The sequence below is a fragment of the Flagellimonas profundi genome, assembly GCF_017313275.1.
GTDB classification, from domain to species: Bacteria; Bacteroidota; Bacteroidia; order Flavobacteriales; family Flavobacteriaceae; genus Flagellimonas; species Flagellimonas profundi.
This window is the reverse complement of record NZ_JAFLNM010000001.1, coordinates 1334872-1359789: the sequence shown is the minus strand read 5'-3', so window position 1 is coordinate 1359789 and position 24918 is coordinate 1334872. Positions and strand designations below refer to the sequence as shown.

At 41.8% G+C, this 24918-nt stretch carries 27 protein-coding genes; 18 read left to right on the top strand and 9 right to left on the bottom strand.

Annotation, left to right across the window (positions count from 1 at the left end):
- Nucleotides 1-4: 4 nt before the first annotated feature.
- Both J0654_RS06320 and dnaA read right to left on the bottom strand, forming a co-directional pair.
- Complete coding sequence (locus J0654_RS06320) at nt 5-457, bottom strand: low molecular weight protein-tyrosine-phosphatase (RefSeq protein WP_207026842.1); 453 nt, start codon at nt 455-457, stop codon at nt 5-7.
- A gap of 19 nt (nt 458-476) precedes the next feature.
- Nucleotides 477-1901 (bottom strand): chromosomal replication initiator protein DnaA, encoded by a 1425-nt coding sequence (dnaA, locus tag J0654_RS06315; protein WP_207026839.1) that lies wholly within the window; start codon nt 1899-1901, stop codon nt 477-479.
- 202 nt (nt 1902-2103) lie between these two features.
- On the opposite strand from dnaA, the gene J0654_RS06310 reads away from it, so the two are divergent.
- Nucleotides 2104-2502, top strand: a complete 399-nt coding sequence (locus J0654_RS06310; RefSeq protein WP_207026837.1) for an acyl-CoA thioesterase — start codon at nt 2104-2106, stop codon at nt 2500-2502.
- Here the strand turns inward: J0654_RS06310 and J0654_RS06305 are convergent, their stop codons facing one another.
- The 4 genes from J0654_RS06305 to ribD are packed head-to-tail and all read right to left on the bottom strand — an operon-like array spanning nt 2503 to nt 5628.
- Nucleotides 2503-3117, bottom strand: coding sequence for an IMPACT family protein (locus tag J0654_RS06305; protein WP_207026835.1), 615 nt, complete (start codon nt 3115-3117; stop codon nt 2503-2505).
- The gene (locus J0654_RS06300) at nt 3117-3980 is read right to left on the bottom strand and encodes a DMT family transporter (protein WP_207026833.1); all 864 of its coding nucleotides are present in this window, start codon (nt 3978-3980) and stop codon (nt 3117-3119) included. Before J0654_RS06300 ends, J0654_RS06305 begins: the two co-directional genes overlap by 1 nt.
- A complete protein-coding gene (locus J0654_RS06295) occupies nt 3981-4583 on the bottom strand; it encodes an HAD family hydrolase (RefSeq protein WP_207026831.1) in 603 nt (200 codons plus the stop codon).
- Entirely contained in the window at nt 4576-5628 is a 1053-nt protein-coding gene (gene ribD / locus J0654_RS06290) for a bifunctional diaminohydroxyphosphoribosylaminopyrimidine deaminase/5-amino-6-(5-phosphoribosylamino)uracil reductase RibD (RefSeq protein WP_207026829.1), read from the bottom strand. Before ribD ends, J0654_RS06295 begins: the two co-directional genes overlap by 8 nt.
- A gap of 31 nt (nt 5629-5659) precedes the next feature.
- On the opposite strand from ribD, the gene J0654_RS06285 reads away from it, so the two are divergent.
- Genes J0654_RS06285 through J0654_RS06270 form a run of 4 tightly spaced genes read left to right on the top strand, consistent with a single transcriptional unit; the run spans nt 5660 to nt 9373 of the window.
- Nucleotides 5660-6145, top strand: a complete 486-nt coding sequence (locus J0654_RS06285) for a GNAT family N-acetyltransferase (protein WP_207026827.1) — start codon at nt 5660-5662, stop codon at nt 6143-6145.
- Entirely contained in the window at nt 6145-7086 is a 942-nt protein-coding gene (gene prmC / locus J0654_RS06280) for a peptide chain release factor N(5)-glutamine methyltransferase (protein ID WP_207026825.1), read from the top strand. Before J0654_RS06285 ends, prmC begins: the two co-directional genes overlap by 1 nt.
- Nucleotides 7083-9083 (top strand): NAD-dependent DNA ligase LigA, encoded by a 2001-nt coding sequence (ligA, locus tag J0654_RS06275; RefSeq protein WP_207026823.1) that lies wholly within the window; start codon nt 7083-7085, stop codon nt 9081-9083. The genes prmC and ligA overlap by 4 nt, the downstream gene beginning before the upstream one ends.
- Entirely contained in the window at nt 9080-9373 is a 294-nt protein-coding gene (locus J0654_RS06270) for a hypothetical protein (protein ID WP_207026821.1), read from the top strand. Before ligA ends, J0654_RS06270 begins: the two co-directional genes overlap by 4 nt.
- Before the next feature lie 19 nt (nt 9374-9392).
- Here the strand turns inward: J0654_RS06270 and J0654_RS06265 are convergent, their stop codons facing one another.
- Both J0654_RS06265 and J0654_RS06260 read right to left on the bottom strand, forming a co-directional pair.
- Nucleotides 9393-10304, bottom strand: coding sequence for a metallophosphatase (locus tag J0654_RS06265; protein ID WP_207026818.1), 912 nt, complete (start codon nt 10302-10304; stop codon nt 9393-9395).
- On the bottom strand, nt 10305-11126 hold the full coding sequence (locus tag J0654_RS06260) for a 5'-nucleotidase C-terminal domain-containing protein (protein WP_207026816.1): 822 nt from the start codon (nt 11124-11126) through the stop codon (nt 10305-10307).
- A gap of 7 nt (nt 11127-11133) precedes the next feature.
- On the opposite strand from J0654_RS06260, the gene J0654_RS06255 reads away from it, so the two are divergent.
- From J0654_RS06255 to J0654_RS06195, 13 genes are all read left to right on the top strand, one after another.
- Complete coding sequence (locus J0654_RS06255; protein WP_207026814.1) at nt 11134-11667, top strand: DUF6913 domain-containing protein; 534 nt, start codon at nt 11134-11136, stop codon at nt 11665-11667.
- 4 nt (nt 11668-11671) lie between these two features.
- A complete protein-coding gene (gene dapA / locus J0654_RS06250) occupies nt 11672-12562 on the top strand; it encodes a 4-hydroxy-tetrahydrodipicolinate synthase (protein ID WP_207026812.1) in 891 nt (296 codons plus the stop codon).
- 108 nt (nt 12563-12670) lie between these two features.
- Nucleotides 12671-13507: an outer membrane protein assembly factor BamD gene (locus J0654_RS06245; protein WP_207026810.1), complete on the top strand. Its 837-nt coding sequence runs from the start codon at nt 12671-12673 to the stop codon at nt 13505-13507.
- A gap of 24 nt (nt 13508-13531) precedes the next feature.
- Nucleotides 13532-13858, top strand: coding sequence for a DNA-directed RNA polymerase subunit omega (locus tag J0654_RS06240; protein WP_119608194.1), 327 nt, complete (start codon nt 13532-13534; stop codon nt 13856-13858).
- A gap of 3 nt (nt 13859-13861) precedes the next feature.
- Nucleotides 13862-15067 (top strand): bifunctional phosphopantothenoylcysteine decarboxylase/phosphopantothenate--cysteine ligase CoaBC, encoded by a 1206-nt coding sequence (gene coaBC / locus J0654_RS06235; RefSeq protein WP_207026808.1) that lies wholly within the window; start codon nt 13862-13864, stop codon nt 15065-15067.
- Nucleotides 15060-15950, top strand: a complete 891-nt coding sequence (gene porD / locus J0654_RS06230; RefSeq protein ID WP_207026806.1) for a type IX secretion system protein PorD — start codon at nt 15060-15062, stop codon at nt 15948-15950. Before coaBC ends, porD begins: the two co-directional genes overlap by 8 nt.
- Nucleotides 15951-15996: 46 nt before the next feature.
- A complete protein-coding gene (recN, locus tag J0654_RS06225) occupies nt 15997-17649 on the top strand; it encodes a DNA repair protein RecN (protein ID WP_207026804.1) in 1653 nt (550 codons plus the stop codon).
- A 73-nt stretch (nt 17650-17722) separates the two neighbouring features.
- Nucleotides 17723-18535: an enoyl-ACP reductase FabI gene (locus tag J0654_RS06220; RefSeq protein ID WP_207026802.1), complete on the top strand. Its 813-nt coding sequence runs from the start codon at nt 17723-17725 to the stop codon at nt 18533-18535.
- A gap of 55 nt (nt 18536-18590) precedes the next feature.
- Entirely contained in the window at nt 18591-19598 is a 1008-nt protein-coding gene (locus J0654_RS06215) for a glycosyltransferase family 2 protein (RefSeq protein WP_207027998.1), read from the top strand.
- A gap of 42 nt (nt 19599-19640) precedes the next feature.
- Nucleotides 19641-20558, top strand: coding sequence for a CdaR family protein (locus J0654_RS18395; protein ID WP_207026800.1), 918 nt, complete (start codon nt 19641-19643; stop codon nt 20556-20558).
- Complete coding sequence (gene coaE, locus J0654_RS06205; protein WP_207026799.1) at nt 20555-21148, top strand: dephospho-CoA kinase; 594 nt, start codon at nt 20555-20557, stop codon at nt 21146-21148. Before J0654_RS18395 ends, coaE begins: the two co-directional genes overlap by 4 nt.
- A 64-nt stretch (nt 21149-21212) precedes the next feature.
- Nucleotides 21213-22802 carry a sensor histidine kinase gene (locus tag J0654_RS06200; RefSeq protein WP_207026798.1) on the top strand — a complete coding sequence of 530 codons (1590 nt, stop codon included), beginning with the start codon at nt 21213-21215 and terminating at the stop codon, nt 22800-22802.
- Between the two features lie 10 nt (nt 22803-22812).
- Nucleotides 22813-23529, top strand: coding sequence for a response regulator transcription factor (locus tag J0654_RS06195; RefSeq protein WP_207026797.1), 717 nt, complete (start codon nt 22813-22815; stop codon nt 23527-23529).
- 49 nt (nt 23530-23578) lie between these two features.
- Here J0654_RS06195 and J0654_RS06190 read toward each other — a convergent pair whose 3' ends face one another.
- Entirely contained in the window at nt 23579-24913 is a 1335-nt protein-coding gene (locus J0654_RS06190; protein ID WP_207026796.1) for a GntP family permease, read from the bottom strand.
- Nucleotides 24914-24918 lie beyond the last annotated feature (5 nt).

Genomic DNA, 24918 nt, shown 5'->3' with positions numbered 1-24918 from the left:
GGGCTTAATTTAGTTTTTTCGCAATTGCCTCACAAGCCCTGTCGATCATTTGATAGACATTTTCAAAACCATCATCGCCGCCATAATAGGGGTCGGGAACTTCCTTGATGCCCAATTCCACTTCGCTTAACAACAGTTTTACTTTACCGGCTTCTTCTTGATTTTTGGCAAGACTGGCAACATCGGAAAAATTGCTTCGGTCCATCACGTAAATAAGGTCGAATTCCGTAAAATCCTGTTCAGAAAATTTTCTGCACTTCTGATGGGTGATGTTTAAACCATATTTACGCGCCACTGCAATGGAACGTTTATCGGGAGGATTACCAACATGGTATCCAGCCGTACCAGCGGAATCCACAAAAACGGAATCAGCATCCACTTTGGATTGTAGAATACCTTCTGCCAATGGTGACCTGCAAATATTTCCCAAGCAGACCATCAAAACTTTGGTTTTCATAAAATATGTTGTGAGGTAATTAAGAGAATTTCTTGTTCAAATCCTCGATGTACTTTCTGAATTGCTTATCGGTTTCCGCCAGATTGTCCACAGTTTTGCAGGCATGGAGTACGGTCGCGTGGTCGCGTTTTCCTATTTGTGAACCAATGCTGGCCAACGATGCCTTGGTAAACTTCTTGGCAAAGAACATGGCCAACTGCCTAGCTTGAACTATATGGCGTTTTCTGGTTTTGGATTGAAGCGTTGCCACATCCATTTCAAAGTAATCCGAAACTACTTTTTGGATATAATCAATGGAAACTTCACGTTTGGTATTCTTTACAAACTTCTCTACCACTTGTTGTGCCAGTTCCAGGGTAACCTCACGTTTATTGAACGAAGATTGGGCAATCAACGAAATGATAGCACCTTCCAGCTCACGAATATTGGTTTTGATGTTCTTGGCCACGTGGTCGACGATTTCCTCTGGCATCTCAACCCCATCGCGGTACAACTTGTTCTTTAATATGGATACCCGGGTTTCGTAATCAGGACTTTGCAATTCTGCGGATAGGCCCCATTTGAAACGGGACAATAAACGCTGCTCAATATCCTGCATATCCACGGGAGCTTTGTCCGATGTCAAAATTACCTGCTTGCCATTTTGGTGCAAGTGGTTGAAAATATGGAAGAACACATCCTGCGTTCCAGATTTACCGGATAAAAATTGTACATCATCAATAATGAGTACATCGATCAATTGGTAAAAATGTATAAAATCGTTTCGGGTATTCTTTTTTACCGACTCTATATATTGTTGGGTAAATTTCTCCGCCGAAATGTAGAGTACGGTCTTTTCCGGATACTTGTCTTTTATCTCAACACCAATGGCGTGGGCCAAGTGGGTTTTTCCCAAGCCTACACCCCCAAAAACCAATAAGGGGTTAAAGGATGTTCCACCAGGTTTATTGGCCACAGCCATACCTGCAGATCTTGCCAAGCGGTTGGAATCACCTTCTAGAAAATTGTCAAAATTATAATTGGGATTTAACTGGGACTCGATTTTAATATTTCGAATTCCAGGAATCACAAATGGATTTTTTAGTTCAGGACTTTTGGAAGTAATGGGCACGTCCAATTCCTGAGGCCCCACAGCGGTGCGGTTGGAACTTGGAATCTGTTCCGTAAAAGGTTCCTTGTTACCGTACTTGTTTTCCATTTTTATAACGTAGATCAGCTTTGCATTGGTCCCCAACTCACGTGTCAAGGCAACTTTTAAAAGCTTTACATAATGTTCCTCGAGCCATTCGTAGAAAAACTTACTGGGCACCTGGATACTGAGTGCCTTATCGGTCAACTTTATAGGTTTGATAGGTTCAAACCATGTTTTGAATGCCTGCGGTTGGATGTTATCTTGGATAAAAGCCAAACAGTTTTTCCATACGGAATTAGCAGTAGCACTCATAGAAGTTTTTCCTTGTTTTAATGGTTAGCTTTAATATTTAAGAGTAAACATCTAAAGGGTTATAAGATGCTTATTGGATGCGACAAATATGTGAACAAATCTTTTAAAAAAAAAATCAAATTGTCATTGAAAGTTTTATTTTTTTTTCGCATGTTACCCTCAAAATAAGCAAGCCTCTAAATATATAATTTTTCAGTTAAAAATGGGTCTAAATTCATATTCTTTTCGGGTTCGATATGCAGAAACTGATCAAATGGGGGTTGTTTACCACGGGAATTACGCACAGTATTTTGAATTGGGCAGAGTTGAGTGGTTAAGAGCCATGGGGATCACCTACAAGAGCATGGAAGATAACGGTATCATGTTGCCCGTAATTTCCTTACATATTGATTACAAAAAGTCTGCGTTATATGATGATTTACTTACTGTACGCACGCACTTAAAATCCAAACCTTTGGTGAAAATTGAATTCGATTACGAATTGATCAACGAGTCGGGTGAATTATTGGCCACTGCAAACACCGTTTTGGCATTTATGGATAAAAAAACGGGCAGACCTATTAAGTGTCCTCATTATATTTTGGAAAAATTGGAAGACTGATCAATCCAATTGAGAAATTTCCACATGTTGCATTTCATCGAAAATTTGAAGTGTTTCCTCTGATTCGGTCATACGGACCGAAATAACAAGTTCACAATCCAACTCCATTTTTTGGGAAATAATGTTCAGGTTTTTCTGTTTGATGATGCGCATGACTTTGTCCATTTCCGGATATCCAAATTGCAATCGGAATTTAGCTTTAATGGTTTTCTTGACAATTTTGGCACTTTCCAAGGCCAATTGAGCCGCAGTTTTGTAGGCCTGGATCAATCCACCGACCCCAAGTTTAGTACCGCCAAAGATTCGGGTTACGGTAATCAGAACATTGGTGACATCAAAAGATTGTATCTGCCCATAGATTGGCATTCCCGCAGAATTGTTTGGTTCACCATCATCGTTGGCCCTGTAAACTGGGTTTTCGGTTCCCAATTGCCATGCGTAACAAACGTGGTTGGCCGTATGGTACTTTTTTCGGAGTTCTTCGACGATTGGTTTTACATCATCTTCCGAAGCAATGGGATGGATCTGGGCATAAAATTTACTCTTTCGGTCCTTATATAAAATCTCGGGTGAAGTTTTGGTTACTGTTCTGTAAACATCTTCTTTTTTCTCCATCAGAACAAAGCTACCAATATTATGCTCAAAACGGCCAATGCAACACCGCTCCAGTTTTTAAGGCTTAATTTTTCTTTAAACAACAATATCCCGAAAAGGGTAGAGAACATCACAATGGCAACATTATTTAAAGTAAAGATGGCAGCACTGCTTAAAATGTCCGCCCGCAGTGCACGAATCAAAAAATAAATGGAGAAATAATTGGGAATACCAAGGGCAATTCCTCCTAATATATTTTTCAGGTTGATTTTCAATGGTGTTTTTATCGCTTTTGTACCAATAAATATGAATCCAGTCAGGGCCGCAAATCCAAATATCATGGAAGAGAACACGGGAATCTCCTGGTCGGTCAAATGAATCTCTTCAAAATATTGGATGCTCGTATCAATAATGCCAGAGCCCAGAAACACAAGTAAAGGAAGAACAAGGGCTTTTCGGTTTATTCGTATGCTCTTTTCTTTGATGGAAGCCAAATACACGGCGACCAAGGCCAAAACAATTCCTATGATTTGCAGTGAGCTTAAATGTTCATTGTATAACAGAACCCCCATCATTACGGGAATGGCCAACGACATTTTAGTGGCCACCGAGGCTACGGACACACCAGAGACCTGTGCTGTTCGGGCCATTAAATTGAAGATGACAATAAAAAGGACCCCTAATAATATAGGGCCGATCAACCATGGTTTGTTAGTGAGGTCGTCCACACCGACCGGGCCGTCGTACAAAAAGAAACCAACCGTGCAGGCCACCACATAATTGGTGATGATGGCGTAAAGCGTCTGGATTTTAAAGACATCAAATAGCTTGAAGACCACAAAAATCAGGGTGGAGCTAAGTACGCTCAGTACAAGGTATATCATTTACAATTTTGATTTTAATTGGGTTATTTCCTCTTTGCCCACCTGTAGGTTCCATACCTTAATACCCAAAGTAGCTGCAGAATTGGTGTTCTCTTTTACATCATCCACAAAAAAGGTTTCTTCAGGTGTTAGCTGGTTCTCTTGCAGCACAAAGTCAAAAATCTCCGTATCCGGTTTCCGCATTCCCATTTCGTAACTCAGATAAAACACATCAAAAGCATTTTTAAACCTGTTGTACCGTTCTATTCCCATTTGTGCTTTAACACATTTGATATGTAAGTCGTTGGTATTGCTCAGCAGTATCATTTTATACTGATTCTCTGCGGCGAGCTGTTCAATAAATTCCAGCCTGTGCTCGGGGAAATCCAATAAAATGGAATTCCATGCTTCCGTTAAATATTCCCTGCTGGCCTTGGGGAAGTGTGTAGATACTTTATCCAAAAAATCCGAAGATGTGATAAGTCCTTTCTCATAATTTTGAAACAAACCTTCCAGATTTGGGGTCACTTTGGTAAACCCGTGCTGTACCATAGCTTTTGCTGTCGCAGGTTTGTCCAGGTTGATGAGCACATCACCAAAATCAAGAATAATGTTTTTAATCATTGCCGTAAATGGATAAGGTATCGGTCAATATCTTTTTTTGATGCTGTAAAGTTCCTTTTAATTTAGGAGCTGGCAAACCATGTTTAAAGCAAAGGGTGCCTTTAAAAACCCACGCTTCGTCCCACAAGTTTTCATCCATAAAGGTTTGAAGCGTTTTTGCCCCACCTTCAATGATCACGCTAGTAATGTTGTGTTGATGTAGCACATCGCAGATTTGTTGTCCCAAGTTCTTCGAATAGTCGATTACTGCATAATCAACACCTTCCATATATTTTGATGTGTCCCCTACCGCTGTCAAAATAAGGGTTTGCACGGATTTGTCCAAAATGTGATAGCTTGAATCAATTTTTAAATCCCTATCCAAAACAATACGAATCGGGTCTTTGCCTGTCCAGTTTCGGGTGGTTAGTTTGGGGTTGTCCTCCAAAACGGTTTTGGTTCCAACCAAAATGGCCTGTTCTTGGCTTCGCCATTGATGTACCAATTGTTTGGAATAGGAGTTGGTTATCCAGAAAGGCTCAGGGGCGTTGCTTCGGAAGGATGTATCGGGGGCCAAAAACCCATCATCCGATTCTGCCCATTTTAAAATAATGTACGGACGATTCTTCTCTTGAAAGGTTAAAAAGCGTTTATGGTGTTCCCTACATGCATCTTCCAGAACGCCTACCGAAACAAGGCAACCTGCATCCTTCAATTTTTGGATGCCTTTGCCGGATACTTTATCATGTGGGTCCTGTAGGCCTATCACAACTTCTTTGAGCTGGTGTTTGGCGATCAAATCTGCACACGGAGGCGTTTTTCCGTAATGGGAGCAAGGCTCCAAAGTGACATATAGCGATGCGTCTTTGAGCAAATCCTTGTCCTTTACCGAGTCAATGGCATTGACCTCGGCGTGCGGACCTCCGTAGGGACTAGTGAAACCTTCGCCAATAATTTTATTGTTGTGTACGATCACACATCCCACCATAGGATTAGGGGCTGTTGTTCCCAGTCCTTTTTTGGCTAGTTCTATGCAGCGAAGGATGTATTTTTGATGTATATTCACCCCGCAAAAATAGAACAATAAAAACACAATAATGGGAGATACGGTGATTCGTGAAATAACCCCCGAAGACAACGCACAGGTGGCCCAGGTAATCCGAAAAGTTTTTGAGGATATGGGCGTTCCCAAGGTAGGCACGGCTTATGCCGACAAAGCTTTGGATGATATGTATTCCAATTATAACGTGCCAAAGGCCGCTTATTTTGTGGTAGAGCACAAGGGCAAGATAATCGGTTGTGCCGGCGTGGCGCAATTGGACAATTATGAAGGAAACGTCTGTGAGCTTCAAAAAATGTACTTTTTGGAAGAAGCCAGAGGTAAGGGACTTGGTGCCAAAATGATCAAGGCCTGTTTGGACAAGGCGAAGGAATTCGGGTTCGAAGCCTGTTATCTGGAAACGATGCCCTACATGGAAGCTGCCCAAAAATTATATAAAAAGAACGGTTTTGAATATATAGATGCTCCAATGGGAAATACGGGACATTATTCCTGTCCCGTTTGGATGCTTAAAAAACTGTAATGCTCCTAAAAGAAATCAAAAATATTTTCCATAAGGAGTTGGGCACCATCTATCCCAAAGAGGAAATTGATTCCTTTTTCTACGCCTGTATTGAGCATTACTTGAAACTGGAACGGTTTATATTGGCCATTCGACCAGGCATTACATTGACCAAAGAAGAGGAGCAACCTCTTTTTGAAGCATTGTCGGAGTTGAAACTGGAAAAACCCCTTCAATATATTTTGGGAACCACCCATTTTATGGATTTGGAGCTTCAGGTCGATGAAAATGTGCTGATACCACGTCCGGAGACGGAAGAATTGGTGCAATGGATTTTGGATGACACCAAAAGTGGGATGTCAGAAGTTAGAAGTCAGAAATCAGGAGTAAAGAACCTAAAATCAGGAGTTAAAGATCAACATGGGGATGATGCAAACCTTCACATTTCACCTTTGAACATTTTAGACATTGGAACCGGAAGTGGTTGTATAGCCATAGCTTTGGCAAAAAACCTTCCGGATGCTAACGTATTTGCTTTGGATGTTTCCGAAGATGCGCTGTTGGTTGCTCGAAAAAATGCAGTATCAAACGGAGTGGATATCGGTTTTTTGCATCAGGACATCCTCAATGCTCAACTTGATACTACACTTGTTTTTGATGTTATCGTATCCAACCCGCCCTACGTCAGGGAGCTGGAAAAGAACCGAATCCAAAAAAACGTTAAGGATTTTGAACCCGATACGGCCTTATTTGTGCCGGACGAAGACCCGTTGTTGTTTTACAGGGCTATCATTGAATTTTCAGAAAAGCATCTATCCAAAAACGGAAAGTTGTATTTTGAGATCAACCAATATTTGGGAGAGGAAACCAAAGCACTTTTCAATACCCGTAATTTTTCAGAAATTGAACTTAGAAAAGATATTTTTGGCAACGACAGAATGCTAAAAGCAATTAAAAAATGAACATCAAAGATAAAATAACCTCCTTACGTGATGAGCTAAGGGAACACAATTATAAATATTACGTGCTCGATGAGCCGTCCATTTCGGATTACGAGTTTGACATGAAACTCAAGGAACTTCAAAGATTGGAGGCGGAGCACCCTGAATTTCAAGACCCGACCTCGCCAAGTTTGCGAGTGGGGGGGATGGTCACTAAAAATTTCGAGACCGTAGTCCATGAGCATCGCATGTACTCCATGGATAATTCATACTCCAAAGAGGACTTAGAGGATTGGGAGAAGCGTATTCAGCGAATTTTAGGGGGTGTTGATGTACAGTTTACGTGTGAGATGAAGTATGATGGAGCTTCCATAAGCCTTACTTATGAAGACGGGAAATTGATAAGAGCCGTTACTCGTGGGGATGGCTTTCAAGGGGATGATGTGACCAACAATATAAAGACTATAAAATCGGTTCCTTTGCAGTTGAAAGGGGATTATCCGCCAAAATTTGATATTCGAGGAGAGATTATTTTAACGCTGGAAGGTTTTACAAAAATGAACGCGGAGCGTGTTGAAGCGGGAGAGGATCCCTACATGAACCCACGGAACACGGCATCGGGAAGCTTAAAACTCCAAGACAGTGCCATGGTGGCCCAAAGACCTTTGGAATGCCTATTGTATAGTATAGCTGGCGATAATTTAGGAGTAACATCCCAGTTCGAAGTACTGGAAAAAGCAAGGTTGTGGGGTTTTAAGGTGCCAACGGTGGCCAAGCTTTGCAAATCAACCGAGGAAGTGATGCAGTTCGCGGATTATTGGGAGGTAAACCGCCACAATCTACCTTATGAAACGGATGGGGTTGTGGTAAAGGTGAACAGTATCCAACACCAAGAGGAACTCGGATTTACTGCCAAATCACCAAGGTGGGCCATGGCGTATAAGTTCAAAGCTGAGCAAGCCATCACTACCTTGAACAAAATAACATATCAGGTCGGCCGTACCGGAGCCATAACTCCTGTGGCCAACCTAGAGCCCGTTTTATTGGCAGGTACTACGGTAAAGCGAGCCTCTTTGCACAATGCAGACCAAATAGCAAAGCTCGATGTTCGCGAGGGAGATACCGTTTTTGTGGAGAAGGGCGGGGAGATCATCCCAAAAATTGTGAAGGTTGATTTTACCAAACGAGATGCTGATTCCCAAACCACGGAGTACATTACCCATTGTCCTGAATGTGGCACAGAGCTGATTAGAAAAGAAGGGGAAGCGCAGCATTTTTGCCCTAATGACATTGGTTGCCCACCCCAAATTACGGGAAGAATTCAACATTTTATATCCAGAAAGGCCATGGATATTGAAGGCTTGGGCGCGGAAACGGTAGAATTGCTTTTCAATGAAGGGCTGATTGACGATTACGCGGACCTTTACACCTTGACCAAAGAACAGATTTTGCCTTTGGAACGAATGGCGGACAAATCGGCCGAGAATTTGGTAAATGGCGTTCAAGCATCAGTTAAAATCCCGTTTGAACGCGTGCTTTTTGCATTGGGTATACGGTATGTGGGGGAAACGGTGGCCAAAAAATTGGCCAAAGCCTTTAAAAATATCGATGCTTTAATCGCAGCTTCACAAGAGCAATTGATGGCTGTAGACGAAATAGGGGAGCGTATCGCAGAGAGCGTTGTCAACTTTTTCTCTGAGCCTAAGAACATGGATATTATTAATCGTTTAAAATCCCATGGATTGCAGTTCTCCCTATCCGAGGAACAACTGGAAAATCAAACCGAATTGCTCAAGGGGCAGACGTTTGTGGTGTCCGGGGTATTCGAGACCATCAGTAGGAATGATTTGAAGAAAATGATAGAGGACAATGGTGGTAAGGTGGCATCATCGGTATCTTCAAAAACCAGTTTTTTGGTGGCCGGCGATAAAATGGGGCCCAGCAAGCGGACGAAAGCGGAAAGCTTGGGAGTGCCCATTATTTCAGAACAAGAATTTTTACAAAAATTGGAATCATGATACCCAAAACTTACGAGGAATTTGTATCAACATTGAATCAAAGCACGCCTCCGAAGGAATGGTCTGAACCCTTAAAATCGCTTTGGTTTGATGCAAAAGGGGATTGGGAAGCATCGCATGACATTGCCCAGGATCTCCGTTCCCCAATGGGCAGTTGGATTCATGCTTACTTGCACCGTAAAGAAGGGGATAAGTGGAACGCAGGCTATTGGTACAATAATGCGGGCAAGCCTTTCCCGGAATATAGTTTGGACGACGAACTGAAAGTTCTCGTGGAGGCCAATCTATAAACCATCCCCAGCCCCGATACTAAACAGTGATGCTTACGCCATTGGCCGAAGCATTTTTATCCGAATCAAAATAAAAATCAATTCTACCTAGGTTTATTCCGTAACAGCCTACTTGGTTTACGAGCACAGAATTTCCGTTTTGGTTGGTTCGCACATCTGGTTTGTCCAAAAAGGTATGGGTGTGTCCACCGATAATCAGATCAGTATGGAAGGTTTGTTGTGCCAAACGGGTGTCGCATGGCCTTTCTGGATTTTTGTAATCGTATCCCAAGTGTGAAAGACAAACGATCAAATCACATTTTTCTTCTTCCTTGAGTTGCTTTTCCGTATCCAAGGCAATCTCATAAGGATTCAGATATTGGGTCTCTTTGTACAATCTTTTGGTCACCAAGCCATCTAGCTCAATGCCAACGCCATAAACTCCGATTTTAATCCCATCAACCATATAAATCTTATAAGGCTTTACGTAACCATCCATTACCGTATTGGAAAAGTCGTAGTTGGCGCTGATCATCTCAAAAGTGGCATATGGCATTTGGGCCAACAAACCATTAATTCCATTGTCAAAGTCGTGGTTTCCAATGGTAGCTGCGTCATAGTTCAGCTTGCTCATCAACTTAAACTCCAACTCACCTCCATAAAAATTGAAATAGGGCGTGCCTTGGAAAATATCCCCAGCGTCAAAAAGTAGCGTGTTTGGGTTTTCATTCCTAATCTGTTCCACCAAGGTGGCCCTTCTGGCAATTCCACCCAAATTTGGATACCTGGAGTGGGAAGATGGGAATGTGTCGATATGGCTGTGCACGTCGTTGGTGTGCAGAATGGTGATTTGCTTTTTTCCAAGATTGGCGCACGAGCTCAAACTTAGCCCCCCCAAACCGATTAGGGTAGAAGCCGCTGTGGTATTGGTAATAAAATCCCTTCTTTTCATCTAATTCAATTGTTTTATGCGATCATCTGCCACTGCCTTTAGGGTGTCCACTTTTTTAAAGTAGTCGATCAAAGCATTTCTTAATAGGTAATCGGTTTCCGTTGTTGAGATAATTTCGTCAAAAAATCCTACACTTGGGCCTCCGTTTACTAGGTAGTCGGAAGTGGCCACATAGTAATTTCGGTTCTCGTCAAAAGGTTGCCCCTGAATGTTTACCGATTCCAGCGAACGGTTTTTACCAATTACAATCTGAATACCGGACACAGGATGCCTACGGGAAGACTTGGCTACAAAATTGATTAATTGTCTTGTGGCCGAACCGCTAAGTTCCACCACTTCTATATAATTTTCAAAAGGCATTACTTCATAAGCGTTACGAGCGCTTACATCGCCCTCTGAAATTACGGAACGCACCCCGCCGGCATTAAGCACTACAAAATCCAATTCCTTGCCCGACCTGGAAGTAAAAACGGTAGCGGTTTGCTCAAAAACAATATCCGCCATAAGGTTACCCATGGATGAGGTACGTTCACCATCCTTTAATAATAATGGGTTGGGTGCATATGCCAACGTACTGTCCAGCACCTCATTAATTCTGTTTCTATAGGGTTCCACAAAACTGGCAATGGAATCCGTTTCAGTTATGGTGGAATCAATGGGAATTTGTCTGCCCTCAATTTCAGTGAGTTTCTCTGTGTCGGTTTTACAGGAAATCAAAAAACAAAAAGTTGTAAATACAACAAATTGTTTGAATTTTAGATTGTTCACGTGCGTATATTTGTTAAGTCGTCTTGGTAGATTATTTACCTTTGTAAAAATCATCAAAAATATGTTTTTGAAAGGACTCCAAGACAAATTTAAGGTTAAATCCGGGCTTAAATATTTAAAGGAGGAGATGGAAAAGCCTCCAAAGTCCGTGGCCAGGGAACAGGGGATTACCAGCATCGGTTGTATTGTAGATGTGGATAATTTTCAGAAAGCAGAGGCCTTTTACGAACTTATTGATGAGTTTGACTTGCGCCCCAATGCTATAAAAATAATAGGATACAAGCGCGAATACGACAAAAGTTCACCTTATGCCATCCAAATGTTTTCCGATAAGGACCTGGGATGGAAAGGTCAAATTGAAAATGGTTACGTACTTGAGTTTTTGGGCAGGGAGTATGATATGTTGATCAATTATTATGAAGATGATAATTTAATGATGAAGCTATTGTCGGTTAAAACCCGAGCGCGTCTCAAGGTAGGTCTTGGCGCACAAGACCCCAAGGTCAATGATTTGATTTTAAATACGCCCTTAAATGATTTTGAGTTGTTTAAGAGTGAATTAAAAAAATATTTAAAGGTCTTAAAAGAAATTTGAACGAATGGAACAATTGATCGGAACAGGAGTGGCACTGGTAACTCCGTTCAGAGAAGATTTAACGGTTGATGTAGAAGCTTTGGAAAGCGTGGTGGAGCACAATATTCAAGGCGGTGTGGATTATTTGGTGGTGTTGGGAACAACGGCCGAATCGGCAACACTCTCACCTGCAGAAAAGCAGTTGGTGGTCGATGTTGTGGTGCGTACCAATGCAGGAAGACTTCCGTTGGTACTGGGTGTAGGAGGCAATAATACCATGTTAGTGGCAAATGAGTTGAAAACATTGGATTTATCCGATTTTGATGCTATTCTATCCGTTTCTCCCTATTACAATAAACCTACGCAGGAAGGAATATACCAACATTTTAAAGTTATTTCAGAGGCATCACCAATCCCAATCGTGTTATATAATGTGCCGTCAAGGACCGGGAGCAATATGTTGCCCGAAACCACCTTGCGGTTAGCTCATGATTTTTCCAATATAGTAGGGATAAAAGAAGCTTGCGGTGATTCTTTACAAACGGATAAGATCATAAAAAACAAACCAGATGGCTTCTTGGTGATTTCTGGAGATGATGGTACTGCTTTGCCTACTGTTTTGGCGGGCGGTGCCGGGGTTATTTCGGTCTTGGGGCAGGGACTGCCCGCACTTTTTTCCGAGATGATCAAGTTGGGCCTGGAAGGCCATGTCAAGGAAGCATACGCGATCCATCACAACCTATCGCCTTTAATGGCCTTAATTTTCGAAGAAGGTAACCCAGCAGGCATTAAAAGTATTTTTGAAAGCAAGGGCATTTCTAGAGCAACCGTAAGATTGCCATTGGTAGAGGCAACTTCTGGTTTAAAGGGAAAAATCGCATCTTCCTTGAAGACGTTAGGCAGGGCACATGCATAAAATTCGTTAAATGTTGCCCAATTTATTGGGCATTGGTATTGCTGCCCTTTACATTTGAATGGTGAAAATTCTTTTTTTATATCCATTCAATATCACTAATTTTGCAAAATGTTTTTGAAAATGAGGTCAATACTCCTTTTTTGTTGTGCAACACTGCTTCTCTTGTCCTGTAGCGAGTACCAAAAGGTACTCAAGGAAACCGATGCGAAGGCTAAATACGATATGGCCGAAAAGCTCTATGAGGAAGGTGATTATAAGAGAGCGGTTCGCTTGTTTGAGCAAATTGCGCCTAAATATGTAGGGAAACCTCAAGGGGAGCGTGTAATGTTCTTCTTTGCGGACAGTTACTTCAAGAACGGCGATTATTATTTATCGGGTTACCAATTCGAAAGATTCATAAAGTCCTATCCAAGAAGTGATAAAATCCAAGAAGCAAGTTTTTTGGGAGCAAAAAGTTACTATATGCTTTCTCCCAGGTATTCATTGGACCAGTCGGAAACCGACAAAGCCTTGTTAAAGCTCCAAACATTTATAAATAATTATTCTGAATCGGAATATTTTGATGAAGCCAACAACATGGCAAGGGAGTTGACCACCAAAAAAGAAAAAAAAGAGTTGGAAATTGCCAAGCAATATGGTAAAATCGGTTCTTGGGATTTGCCAAGACTTATTTCTGCCATAACTGCTTTTGACAATTTTCTTTTGGATAATCCAGGTTCCATTTACACGGAAGATGCCTTGTATTATCGGATTGAAGCAGCTACCAATTTGGCTGTGAACAGTACAGAGGACAAGAAGAAAGAGCGATTGGAAGATGCTCTTGACTCATATAACAATTTATTACGTTATTTTCCAGAATCGAAATTTAAAGAAGAGGCAGATAAACTAGCCGAAACAATTCAAAAGGAATTGAGCGTATATAACACTACTTCCGTATCCAAATAAAAACAAGTTTTTAAACCACTGCATATGCAAGATTTGAAAAACACAAAGGCCCCAGTTTCCACGGTAACACTCAATAGAAACGAGTTTGACGAAAAAACTGGCAATATTTATGAAGCCATTTCCATTGTGGCAAAACGAGCTATCCAAATCAATTCTGAAATAAAAAAGGAATTGTTGGAGAAGCTAGAGGAGTTTGCCACTTACAGCGACAGCTTGGAAGAGGTATTCGAAAACAAAGAACAGATCGAGGTTTCCAAATTCTACGAAAAGTTGCCAAAACCACACGCTTTGGCGGTACAAGAGTGGTTGGAAGACAAAATCTACTACAGGAATACAGAGAAAGACGCTTAAGAAATGCTTAGCGGTAAAAATATCCTTTTGGGAATTTCCGGGGGAATTGCCGCGTACAAGACCACATTTCTTGTTCGTTTACTGATTAAAGCTGGCGCCCAGGTCAAAGTTGTTATGACCCAGAGCGCCAGTTCTTTTGTTACGCCACTTACACTTTCCACACTCTCTAAAAATCCAGTTTTGATGGATTTTATCAACGAGGAAGATGGAAGTCTTTCTTGGAACAATCATGTGGAGCTTGGTCTTTGGGCCGATATCATGCTGATTGCCCCGGCAACGGCCAATACACTTTCCAAAATGGCCAACGGGACGTGCGACAACCTTCTTTTGGCCACCTATTTGTCCGCAAAATGCCCCGTTTATTTTGCTCCTGCTATGGATTTGGATATGTACAAGCATCCATCCACTAAGAACTCTTTGGATAAACTGGAATCTTTTGGCAATACCATGATTCCTGCAGAATCAGGAGAACTCGCCAGTGGATTGCATGGGGAAGGACGTATGGCTGAGCCTGAGAATATTTTGGCCTTTTTGCAAGAGGATTTGGCCAAAGGCTTACCGCTATCAGGAAAAAATGTGCTCATTACTGCCGGGCCAACACAAGAAGCTATTGATCCCGTTCGATTTTTGGGGAACCGTTCCACGGGCACCATGGGATTTGAATTGGCAAAGAAGGCGGCCAATTTAGGTGCAAATGTAATCTTGGTTTCAGGACCGACCCACTTGAGCATTGACCATTATAATATTCAATTGATTCGCGTGACCTCTGCACAGGAAATGTACGATGCCTGTCGTGAACACTACGCGGACACGGATATTGCCATATGTGCTGCTGCTGTGGCGGATTATCGACCTAAAACCATTGCTTCGGAAAAAGTGAAAAAGCAAGAGGGTGATATGAGGATCGATTTGGAACGAACCCCGGATATTCTAATGTCCCTTGGGGAGGCCAAAAAGAATCAGTTCTTAGTAGGGTTTGCTCTGGAGACCCAAAATGAGCTGGAAAATGCCAAAGGCAAGCTAAAAAGAAAGCATTTGGATGGCATTGTGCTCAACTCGCTCAAAGATGATGGCGCTGGGTTTGGCGGAAGCACGAATAAAATCACCTTTATAGATAAGAATTCGGAGATAAAAACGTTTGATGTAAAAACGAAGCCCGAAGTGGCTTCCGATATTTGGGAAGAAATCATCTCCAGAATCCATGCGTAACATACTTTTTTCCGTTTTTCTTTTATTTACTGCCTTCGGGACGTGTGCACAGGAACTGAATTGTGAGGTGACCGTGAACTCGGATCAAGTAGGGCAGACCAATCAACAGATTTTTAGGACTTTGGAGCGTTCGCTCAACGATTTTGTGAACAAAACCAAATGGACAAACCGGACCTATCGTGAAAATGAACGCGTGAACGCGCGAATGTTCATCACGGTAACCCAATACGAATCGGACCGTTTTGAAGCCAATATCCAGATACAGTCCACACGCCCCGTTTATAATACGACCTACGAAAGCCCTGTATTCAACTATAAGGACAATGCTTTCAATTTTCAATATCAGGAGTTTCAGCCTTTGGTGTACAATCCGAACAATTTCAATTCCAATTTGGTGGGCGTTATTTCGTACTACGTTTACGTTATTTTGGGATTGGACGCCGACACATTTTCTTTGGAAGGCGGCAACGATTTCTACCGACAGGCCCAGAATATCGTCACTCAGGCACAAAGTTCCAGCTACAGCGGCTGGAGTCAGGAAACTGGGGACCGCAGTCGTTTTGAATTGGTGGATAACCTATTGAGCAATTCTTTCAGGGAATATCGGATTGCCATGTACAATTACCACAGAAAAGGGCTCGATATATTGGCGGACAACAACAGTACGGGCAAGCAAATCATTATGGGAAGTCTTCGCTTGTTTGAAACACTCATTAGCCGTAGACCCAACGCCTTCTTGATTCAGACCTTTTTTGATGCCAAATCTGAGGAAATACAGAATATATTCTCCGATGGTCCCAAGGTGGACATTGTAAAACTCAAGGAAACCCTCAATAAAGTGGCCCCATTTTATTCTACTACGTGGAATGAAATAAATTACTAGTGCAGTTCTCTAAAGAAATTTATCTTTACGGGTAAATTCTTCAATATTGCTAGCAAATCTATCCATCCAAAATTATGCACTCATTGATGACGTAAGTGTGTCTTTTTCCAATGGTTTCACAACTATAACTGGGGAAACCGGTGCTGGAAAATCCATACTGTTGGGAGGTCTTTCCCTGGTTTTGGGAAAGCGTGCCGATCTATCGTCCCTTAAGAACCAAGAACAAAAGTGCGTAATAGAGGCAGAGTTCGATGTTTCAAAATACCAACTCCAATCGTTTTTTGAGGAAAACGACTTGGATTATGAAGAAACTACGATACTTCGGAGGGAAATATTGCCCAGCGGTAAATCCAGGGCGTTTGTAAACGACTCTCCCGTTACTTTGGATGTGATGCGGGCATTGGGCGATCAATTGGTGGATGTACACTCACAGCACCAGACGATGCAGCTTACCGATAATGATTTTCAGATGAAAGTGCTTGATGCTTTGGCAGGGAATACCGAAAATCTTTCCGGATACGCCCAAGAACTGGAAACGTTGAGAACAGCCTCGAAAGAGCTTCAAAAGTTGGAGGATTTTCAAGCGGACGCCGATAAAGAACATGACTACAATAGCTTTTTGTTGAAGGAGCTGGAGGATGCAAAGCTCAAAGAAGGTATGCAGGAAGAGTTGGAAGAGGAGTATGAGCAGCTGAGCAATGTGGAGCAGATCATGGAGCAGTTGTCCGCGGGGCATCAGTTGTTGAACGATGAGCAATTGGGTATTGTCGGCCGGCTTACAGATTTAAAACGAGCGTTCCAAGGGCTAACCGATTTTGGGTCGGACTACAAATCTTTGTATGATCGGATTCAATCGGTTTTGATTGAAACTGATGACATCGCTTCAGAATTGGAGCGTTTACAGGAAGGGGTAGAGGCCAACCCTGAACGATTGGAAGTGGTCAATGGACAATTACAGCAACTGTACGACCTTCAGAAAAAGCACCAGACCGATTCAGTTTCGGAGTTGATGGATATTCGCGAAGATTTGGCCCAAAAAGTGGATGCCGTGGCCAATATCGAGTCCAAAATCAAGGAAAAACAAGAAGAGGTCGATGCCATCACCGAAAAAGTGAATGTATGGGCCAACAAAATAAGCGATGGCAGAAAATCTGTTATCCCCAAATTAAGCGAAAGACTTCAACAGAACCTGTCATCTTTGGGAATGCCATCCGCTACTTTTAAAATTGAGGTAAACCCGTCTAAGTCATTCAAAACCAACGGGAAAGATGATTTGGTGTTCTTGTTCTCTGCCAACAAGGGTTCCAGTTATGGCGAATTGAAAAAGGTGGCATCAGGAGGGGAACTTTCACGAATCATGCTGACCATAAAATCCATTTTAGCGGAGTACGAAAACTTGCCCACCATGATGTTCGATGAAATAGACACAGGGGTCTCTGGGGAAATATCCAATCGAATGGGAGAGATCATGCAGCAAATGAGCGGCACCATGCAAGTGTTTTCCATAACGCACTTACCGCAGGTCGCTTCAAAGGGGCGTTATCAATTCAAAGTGTATAAGGAAGAAGGGGTAGAAGGAACAAGTACGCATATCAAACAATTAAGTACAGATGAACGCGTACGGGAATTGGCGGAAATGTTGGGCGGCAAGTCATTGTCCGAATCCGCTTTGGCGCACGCCAAGGAACTGTTGCAATAAAACCGTTGAGCAGCTTCCCAAACTTCAATTAGTTTAAATATCTTTGTCACACAATCAACAATTGCAAGAAATTATGGCATACAATCTTTTAAAGGGTAAAAAAGGAATCATTTTTGGCGCATTGGACCCTAATTCCATTGCTTGGAAAACCGCTGAACGCGTTCACGAAGAGGGAGGCGAATTTGTTTTGACCAACGCACCTATTGCTATGCGAATGGGACAGATCAATGAACTGGCGGAAAAAACCAATTCAGAAATTATTCCCGCAGATGCCACTAACGAAGAGGATTTGAAGAACTTAGTGGAGAAGTCCATGGAAATTTTGGGCGGAAAACTGGATTTTGTGCTTCATTCCATAGGAATGTCCGTAAACGTTAGGAAAGGAAGACATTACACAGATGAGAACTATAGCTTTACTGAAAAGGGGTGGGACGTATCCGCACTATCTTTCCACAAGGTAATGCAATCACTTTACAAGGCCGAGGCCATGAACGAATGGGGAAGTATTGTTGCTTTGACCTACATGGCAGCACAAAGAACATTCCCAGATTATAATGACATGGCGGACAATAAAGCCTATTTGGAGTCTGTTGCAAGGAGCTTTGGCTATTTCTTCGGAAAAGAACATAAGGTAAGGGTGAACACCATTTCCCAATCTCCGACGCCTACAACAGCGGGTCAGGGTGTGAAAGGATTTGATGGATTCATCAATTACGCAGAAAAAATGTCGCCACTTGGTAATGCCACGGCGGATGATTGTGCCAACTATACCGTGTCACTTTTCTCCGATTTGACTAAAAAGGTGACCATGCAGAACTTATTCCACGATGGAGGTTTCTCCAATACAGGCGTAAGTCAAGAGGTAATCGATGAATTTTCGGAATAAACTGTAAAAAATACATGAGAAGCCATCCTTTTTCGGGATGGCTTTTCTATTTCAAATGAATATTCTTTTCTCCATAGTAGTTCCTGTATACAACAGGCCCGAAGAGGTCAGGGAGTTGTTGGAAAGTCTTCAAAAACAAGATTACCAGAAGAATTTTGAAGTAGTTATCGTGGAAGATGGCTCATCAGAATCTTCGGAGGACATTGTACGCAGGTTCCAAGACAAACTCAACATATCCTATTACTTTAAAGAAAACTCGGGTCCGGGCGATTCCAGAAATTTTGGAATGCAAAACGCCAAAGGGAATTATTATATCATCTTGGACTCGGACTGTATACTTCCTAAACAGTATTTGTCCGAAGTTGACAAGGAACTTGAAAGAGGTTTTGTGCATTGTTTTGGGGGACCTGATGCAGCCGATGCATCGTTTACCACCGTACAAAAGGCAATAAACTATGTGATGACCTCCTTTTTGACCACTGGAGGCATCCGAGGAGGTAAAAAAGCCGTTGGCAAGTTTCAGCCACGTAGCTTTAACATGGGCATTTCCAAACAAGCATATGAAAAAGCAGGAGGGTTTGGTAGAATCCATCCAGGAGAAGACCCAGACCTGACCTTTCGTATATGGAAAGCAGGTTTTGATACAAGGTTGTTCCCCAAGGCTTATGTTTACCATAAAAGACGAATTGATTGGAATAAATTTTACATTCAAGTGAACAAATTTGGTATGGTGCGCCCTATCCTCAATAAATGGCATTCAGGAACTGCAAAGCCTACCTATTGGTTTCCTACTTGGTTTATGTTCGGATTATGCGTTGCCGTTGTTTTTGCATTTTTCGGACTTTGGCTTCCCTTGATACTGTATGTGTTCTATTTTTTTATCCTTTTCTTGGATGCATTGATCAAGAGTAAGAGACTAAAGGTTGCCTTATTGGCCATTTTTGCTGCTTTGGTTCAGTTCACTGGATATGGTATTGGTTTTTTCAAGTCCACAATGTTGCTTAACTTTAGTAATAAGGAGCCCGAAGAATTGTTCCCAAAACTATTTTTCAAGAAAAAGTAAAAAGTGTTTAAAAAAGTATTGCGCGGCCTCAACCAAAAGAAAGTGAAAATATTTTCGCTGTTCTTGCTATGCTCTTTTTTGGCTTGGTTCATCAGTAACCTATCCGAAACCTATGAATCCCGCGCGTATTTTACACTAAATTATAGAAACCTTCCAGACTCGTTGTTGTTAGGTGAAAATTCGAATGATCAGATTGAAGCTAAACTTAGGACCAGTGGCTTTCAGTTCTTGTATTATAAAATTTTCAAAAGCAGAATGGATATTGATGTGTCCCAGGCTGAATTGTTTAATGGGGAGTATGTGCTAAGTGAAGATGCCTTAAAGAAGCAGATGGACCAACAATTGTCCCAAAACATCTCCCTCTTGGAATTGGACCGAAGTCAACTGGTGGTGGACATGTATCAAGTTGATACTAAAAAAATTCCAATTAGTGCGAAACTGGACCTCCAACTACAGCAAAACTATATTCTTGATGGTAAAGTTAAGATTACCCCTGACTCGGTAGAGGTAAAAGGACCTAAAAGTGAGATTGATACCATTCGAACAATCAATACATCCCTCATACAGTTAACCAATGTTAACGATGATTTTTCCAATGAAGTCACCTTGGTTTTTCCCAAAGGGTTGGACAACAGCATTTTTTCGATAGGCCGAGCCACTGTTTCCGGCAAGGTGTCAAAGTTTTCCGAAAAAGTATTCGAAGTGCCTGTTCAAGTCATAAACATTCCCGAAGGTTATCAAATAAAGACGTTTCCCAACCAGGTTACTATACTTTGTAAGGCAACAATAGAACGATTAAAGGAGATATCCGCTTCTGATTTTGAAATTGTTGCAGATTATGGTCAGCTTAAAGGTTCGGAGAGCAGTTCGTTGTTTTTGGAGGTTACAGAAAGCCCTCAAAAAGTTTATGATGTTCGGTTGGAAGAAAATACGGTAAACTTTGTTTTGAAACAGCAATGATGATAGTTGGACTTACAGGAGGAATAGGAAGCGGTAAAAGTACTGTGGCCGGTATGTTCAAAGAGCTTGGGGTTCCTGTGTACGACTCCGATTTGGAGGCTAAAGCATTGATGGCCAACTCAAAGGAGGTGAAAACCGCCATTACTGATCTATTGGGCAAGGAAGCTTATACGGAGAAAGGGCTGAATAGATCTTTTATAGCCAACAAGGTCTTTAAGGACCCGGAGCTTTTGGAAAAACTGAATGGCATTGTGCATCCAGCGGTAAGGAAACACTTTTTGGATTGGGTCAATCGTCAAGATTCGCCTTACGTTATACAGGAAACTGCGTTGATTTTTGAAAACAGTGCCCAGGACAAGTATGATTGCACCATCTTGGTCACAGCCCCGGTAGAAACTCGAATTGAAAGGGTAGTGGATAGGGACCAAATTGAAAGACAGGCTGTTGTTGACCGTATGAACAATCAGCTGGATGATGAACAGAAGCTTGATTTGGCCGATTATTCAATTGAAAACCTCGAATTGGACAAAACCAAGGACAAGGTTAAAGAACTACACCTCAAACTTTTAGCGGTAGCATCTAAATTTTAACATTTATGTTAAGTTTTGGTTAAACGCTAAAATTACTAAATGTTAAATTTTTAATTTTACAAAAATGAACAAGAAGCTATTCGTTCTTCTGGTTGTTCTTATGAGCTTATCCCTTTTAGGGATAATTTTTGTGCAAGTTTATTGGATTCGAACCTCAATAAATGACAAAGAAGAACAATTCTCAAGGACAGTTACGGACATACTGGATAAAGTAGCCAGTAGGGTAGAGAAGCGCGAGATGAAGGAGTACTCAGATCGTTTGGCTTCTATTGCGGATAGTGTTGGCGAGCCTAAAAGTGCTCAGTTCAAAAATTTCATGTTCGTAGAAAGGGATTTGGATTCAGATGAAATTCTCTTTTATTCCCATGGGATTCTTGAAGAGGATTACAATATAACCTCAGCGTTCTTTGATATTAACAATACTTTAGGTGGTGAGGACAGCACAACGCTGAAGAACTATACAAGTAGAAGAACCAAGCAGGTGTTTAAGCGGGAAACAGGGCTTGATGGTCAAAGCTACAGCTTAACTCCTATCGAGAAAGTGACCAGTATTGGAAAGCTGGACAAAATAGAGATAGCGGCATGGGAAGATGTATTTATGGAATACGCCAAAAGCCAACCCATACATAAAAGGGTTTCCAAACAAGAGTTGGAACTGCTACTTAGTCAAGAGTTAAGCAATAGAAACATTGATATAGACTATGAGTATGGGGTATACAGTCAAGGTTACCCGACCAAGGTCCGGTCCAGGAAATTCAAGTTTTCTGGTTCTAAAATTTATAAATCCCCCATTTTCAAAGACAGTGAGGGAGTATCCAATTTCTCACTATTGCTAACATTCCCAAGCATGAAGAGGTATATTTTTGGGTCGGTAATGGGAATGGCAATATTGTCTTTGGTTTTCACATTGGTAATTATGTTGGCCTATTCCAGTGCTATCTATCAGTTGATCAAACAAAAACGGATTTCTGAAATCAAGTCCGATTTCATCAACAATATGACGCACGAGTTCAAAACTCCGATAGCGACAATAAACTTAGCTGTGGAAGCGATTCGAAACCCTAAATCCATCGAGGATAAGGAAAAGGTATTGAGGTATTTGGGTATGATTCGTGATGAGAACAAAAGAATGCACGCCCAGGTAGAAAATGTACTCAGAATATCAAAACTGGAAAAAAACCAGTTGGACATTAGCAAGGACAGGGTCAATATGCATGATATAATTACAGATGCCATTGCCCATGTTGAACTGATTGTTCAAGACAGGGGAGGATATGTAAATGCCCACTTGGATGCTGAACGATCAGAAGTATTGGCCAATGAGATGCACATGACCAATGTGGTGGTAAACATTTTGGACAATGCGGTGAAGTATTCGCCAGAGACCCCTAAAATTGATGTGTACACCGAAGTGGTAAAAAACAGCATCATTATAAGAGTTGAGGACCAAGGTGCGGGTATGAGCAAGGCAGTGCTCAAAAAAGTATTTGAAAAATTTTACCGGGAACATACCGGGGACATACATAACGTTAAGGGGCACGGATTAGGGTTGGCCTACGTAAAAAGAATTATAGACGACCATCAGGGTGAGGTTTATGCGGAAAGCGAAAAAGCAAAAGGAAGTACTTTTTTCATAAAACTCCCTTTAATTTAAAAAGCGAACTATGGATACAGAGAAAAAAAAGATACTATTAGTTGAGGATGACCCGAATTTTGGAATTGTCCTAAAGGATTATTTGACCATGAACGACTTTGATGTTGTTCTGGCCAAAAACGGAATGGAAGGATTTGAGAAGTTCAAAAAAGACAACTACGATGTGTGTATCTTGGATGTCATGATGCCTTACAAGGATGGGTTTACCTTGGCAAAGGAAATCCGTGAAAAGAACGAAAACGTCCCGATTATATTTTTGACCGCTAAGACCATGAAAGAGGATGTTCTTAAGGGCTACAAGGCAGGTGCGGATGATTATTTGAACAAACCTTTTGATTCCGAGGTTCTTTTGATGAAGCTTAAGGCAATACTTCAAAGAAAAGCATCAAGTTCTTTGGCCGATAGTAAGCAGTTTGAATTCCAGATCGGAAATTTCCATTTGAACTCAAAACTACGTTTCTTAAAGTACAAAGAAGAAGAGCCGATAAAACTGTCACCAAAGGAGAACGAGTTGTTGCGCTTGTTGGCGCTACACGAAAACGACCTGATGCCACGTGAATTGGCGTTGACCAAAATTTGGAGAGATGATAATTACTTCACTTCCAGAAGTATGGATGTATATATTGCCAAGTTGAGAAAGTATCTTAAGAAAGATGACTTGGTTGAAATCCTCAACATTCATGGAGAAGGATTCAGGCTCGTCGTAAAAGCAGAAAACGAGCAATAATTATCAATTTTAAAATAATTGAAAAAGCCACCTTTTAGGGTGGTTTTTTTTATACCAAAATGTAGACTATGGATACAGTGATGACCCCGGTAAATGCAAGAATAGTGGTCATTATGGTCCAGGATTTAAATGTTTGCTTCTCCGTTATCCCTAAATATTGGCCAACAAGCCAAAAACCACTATCATTGACATGGGAAAAAATACTGGCCCCAGAAGCAATGGCAATTACCATGCAGGCCAATTCCAAAGGGGCAAGGGATGTGTTTGCCAATAAAGGGGAAACCAGTCCTGCAGCCGTGATCATGGCAACGGTAGAAGAACCCTGGACGATACGTACAATTGCTGCGCTGATAAAAGCAAAAGCTAAAATAGGGATACCTGCATCGCTCAAAGAAGTAGCTAAAAGTTCACCGGCACCGGTGTCGGTCAAAACCTGCTTGAAAACCCCGCCAGCACCTGTCAATAGGATAATGGTACCAGCCGGCGCCAAAGATTTCGTTGAAATCTTCAGCAGTTGATCTTTGGTAAACCCTTTGCGTAATCCAAAAAAGTACCACGCCAATAGATTGGCAATGATCAAGGCCGAAAACGGATGCCCGATCAAGGCAATAGTGTTTAAAACCAGTGGATTGGTGATTCCGAATGTGCCGGCAGCGACAATAGTATTGAGTAGGATCAGTACAATGGGCAAACCAATGATCGACAATGTCTGACCTATGGGAGGGAGCTCTGGGTGATTTTCCTCTTCAATTTCTTCGGGAGCGGCAACAAAAATCTTTTTTGAAATCCGTTTTCCGAACCAGAGCCCGGCAATCAAAGCCGTTGGAATACCAGCTATAAACCCCATTAAAATAACCCAACCCAAATCCACTCCGATAATATCGGCAACCGCAATGGGTCCGGGGGTGGGGGGTATAAAAGCATGTGTAATGGCCAATCCGGCCAAAAGGGGAATGGCATATAGCAACAATGATTTTCCCGTTTTACGTTGAAGGGCATACATCATCGGCACCAATATGATGAAAGCCACATCAAAAAAAACCGGAATGGCGATCAAAAACCCCGAAACTACCATTGCAGACGGAGCTCTTTTTAGTCCAAACTTGGATATCATAAAATTGGCAATGGTCTTTGCTCCCCCGGAAGCTTCAAGTATACCGCCAAAAATAGCACCCAAGCCCACGACTGTGGCAACAAAGCCCAGAGTGCCACCCATGCCCGTTTGGATGGTATTTATAATTTGGTTTGCATCTAAACCAGCAATGAGTCCAACAGCAATACTACCGATCAATAAGGCAATAAAAGCGTGTATTCGTAACTTTAGAATAAGAAACAGCAGGATGGCAATTCCTATAATGACTGCCATGAACAGATTGAATTCCATGATGT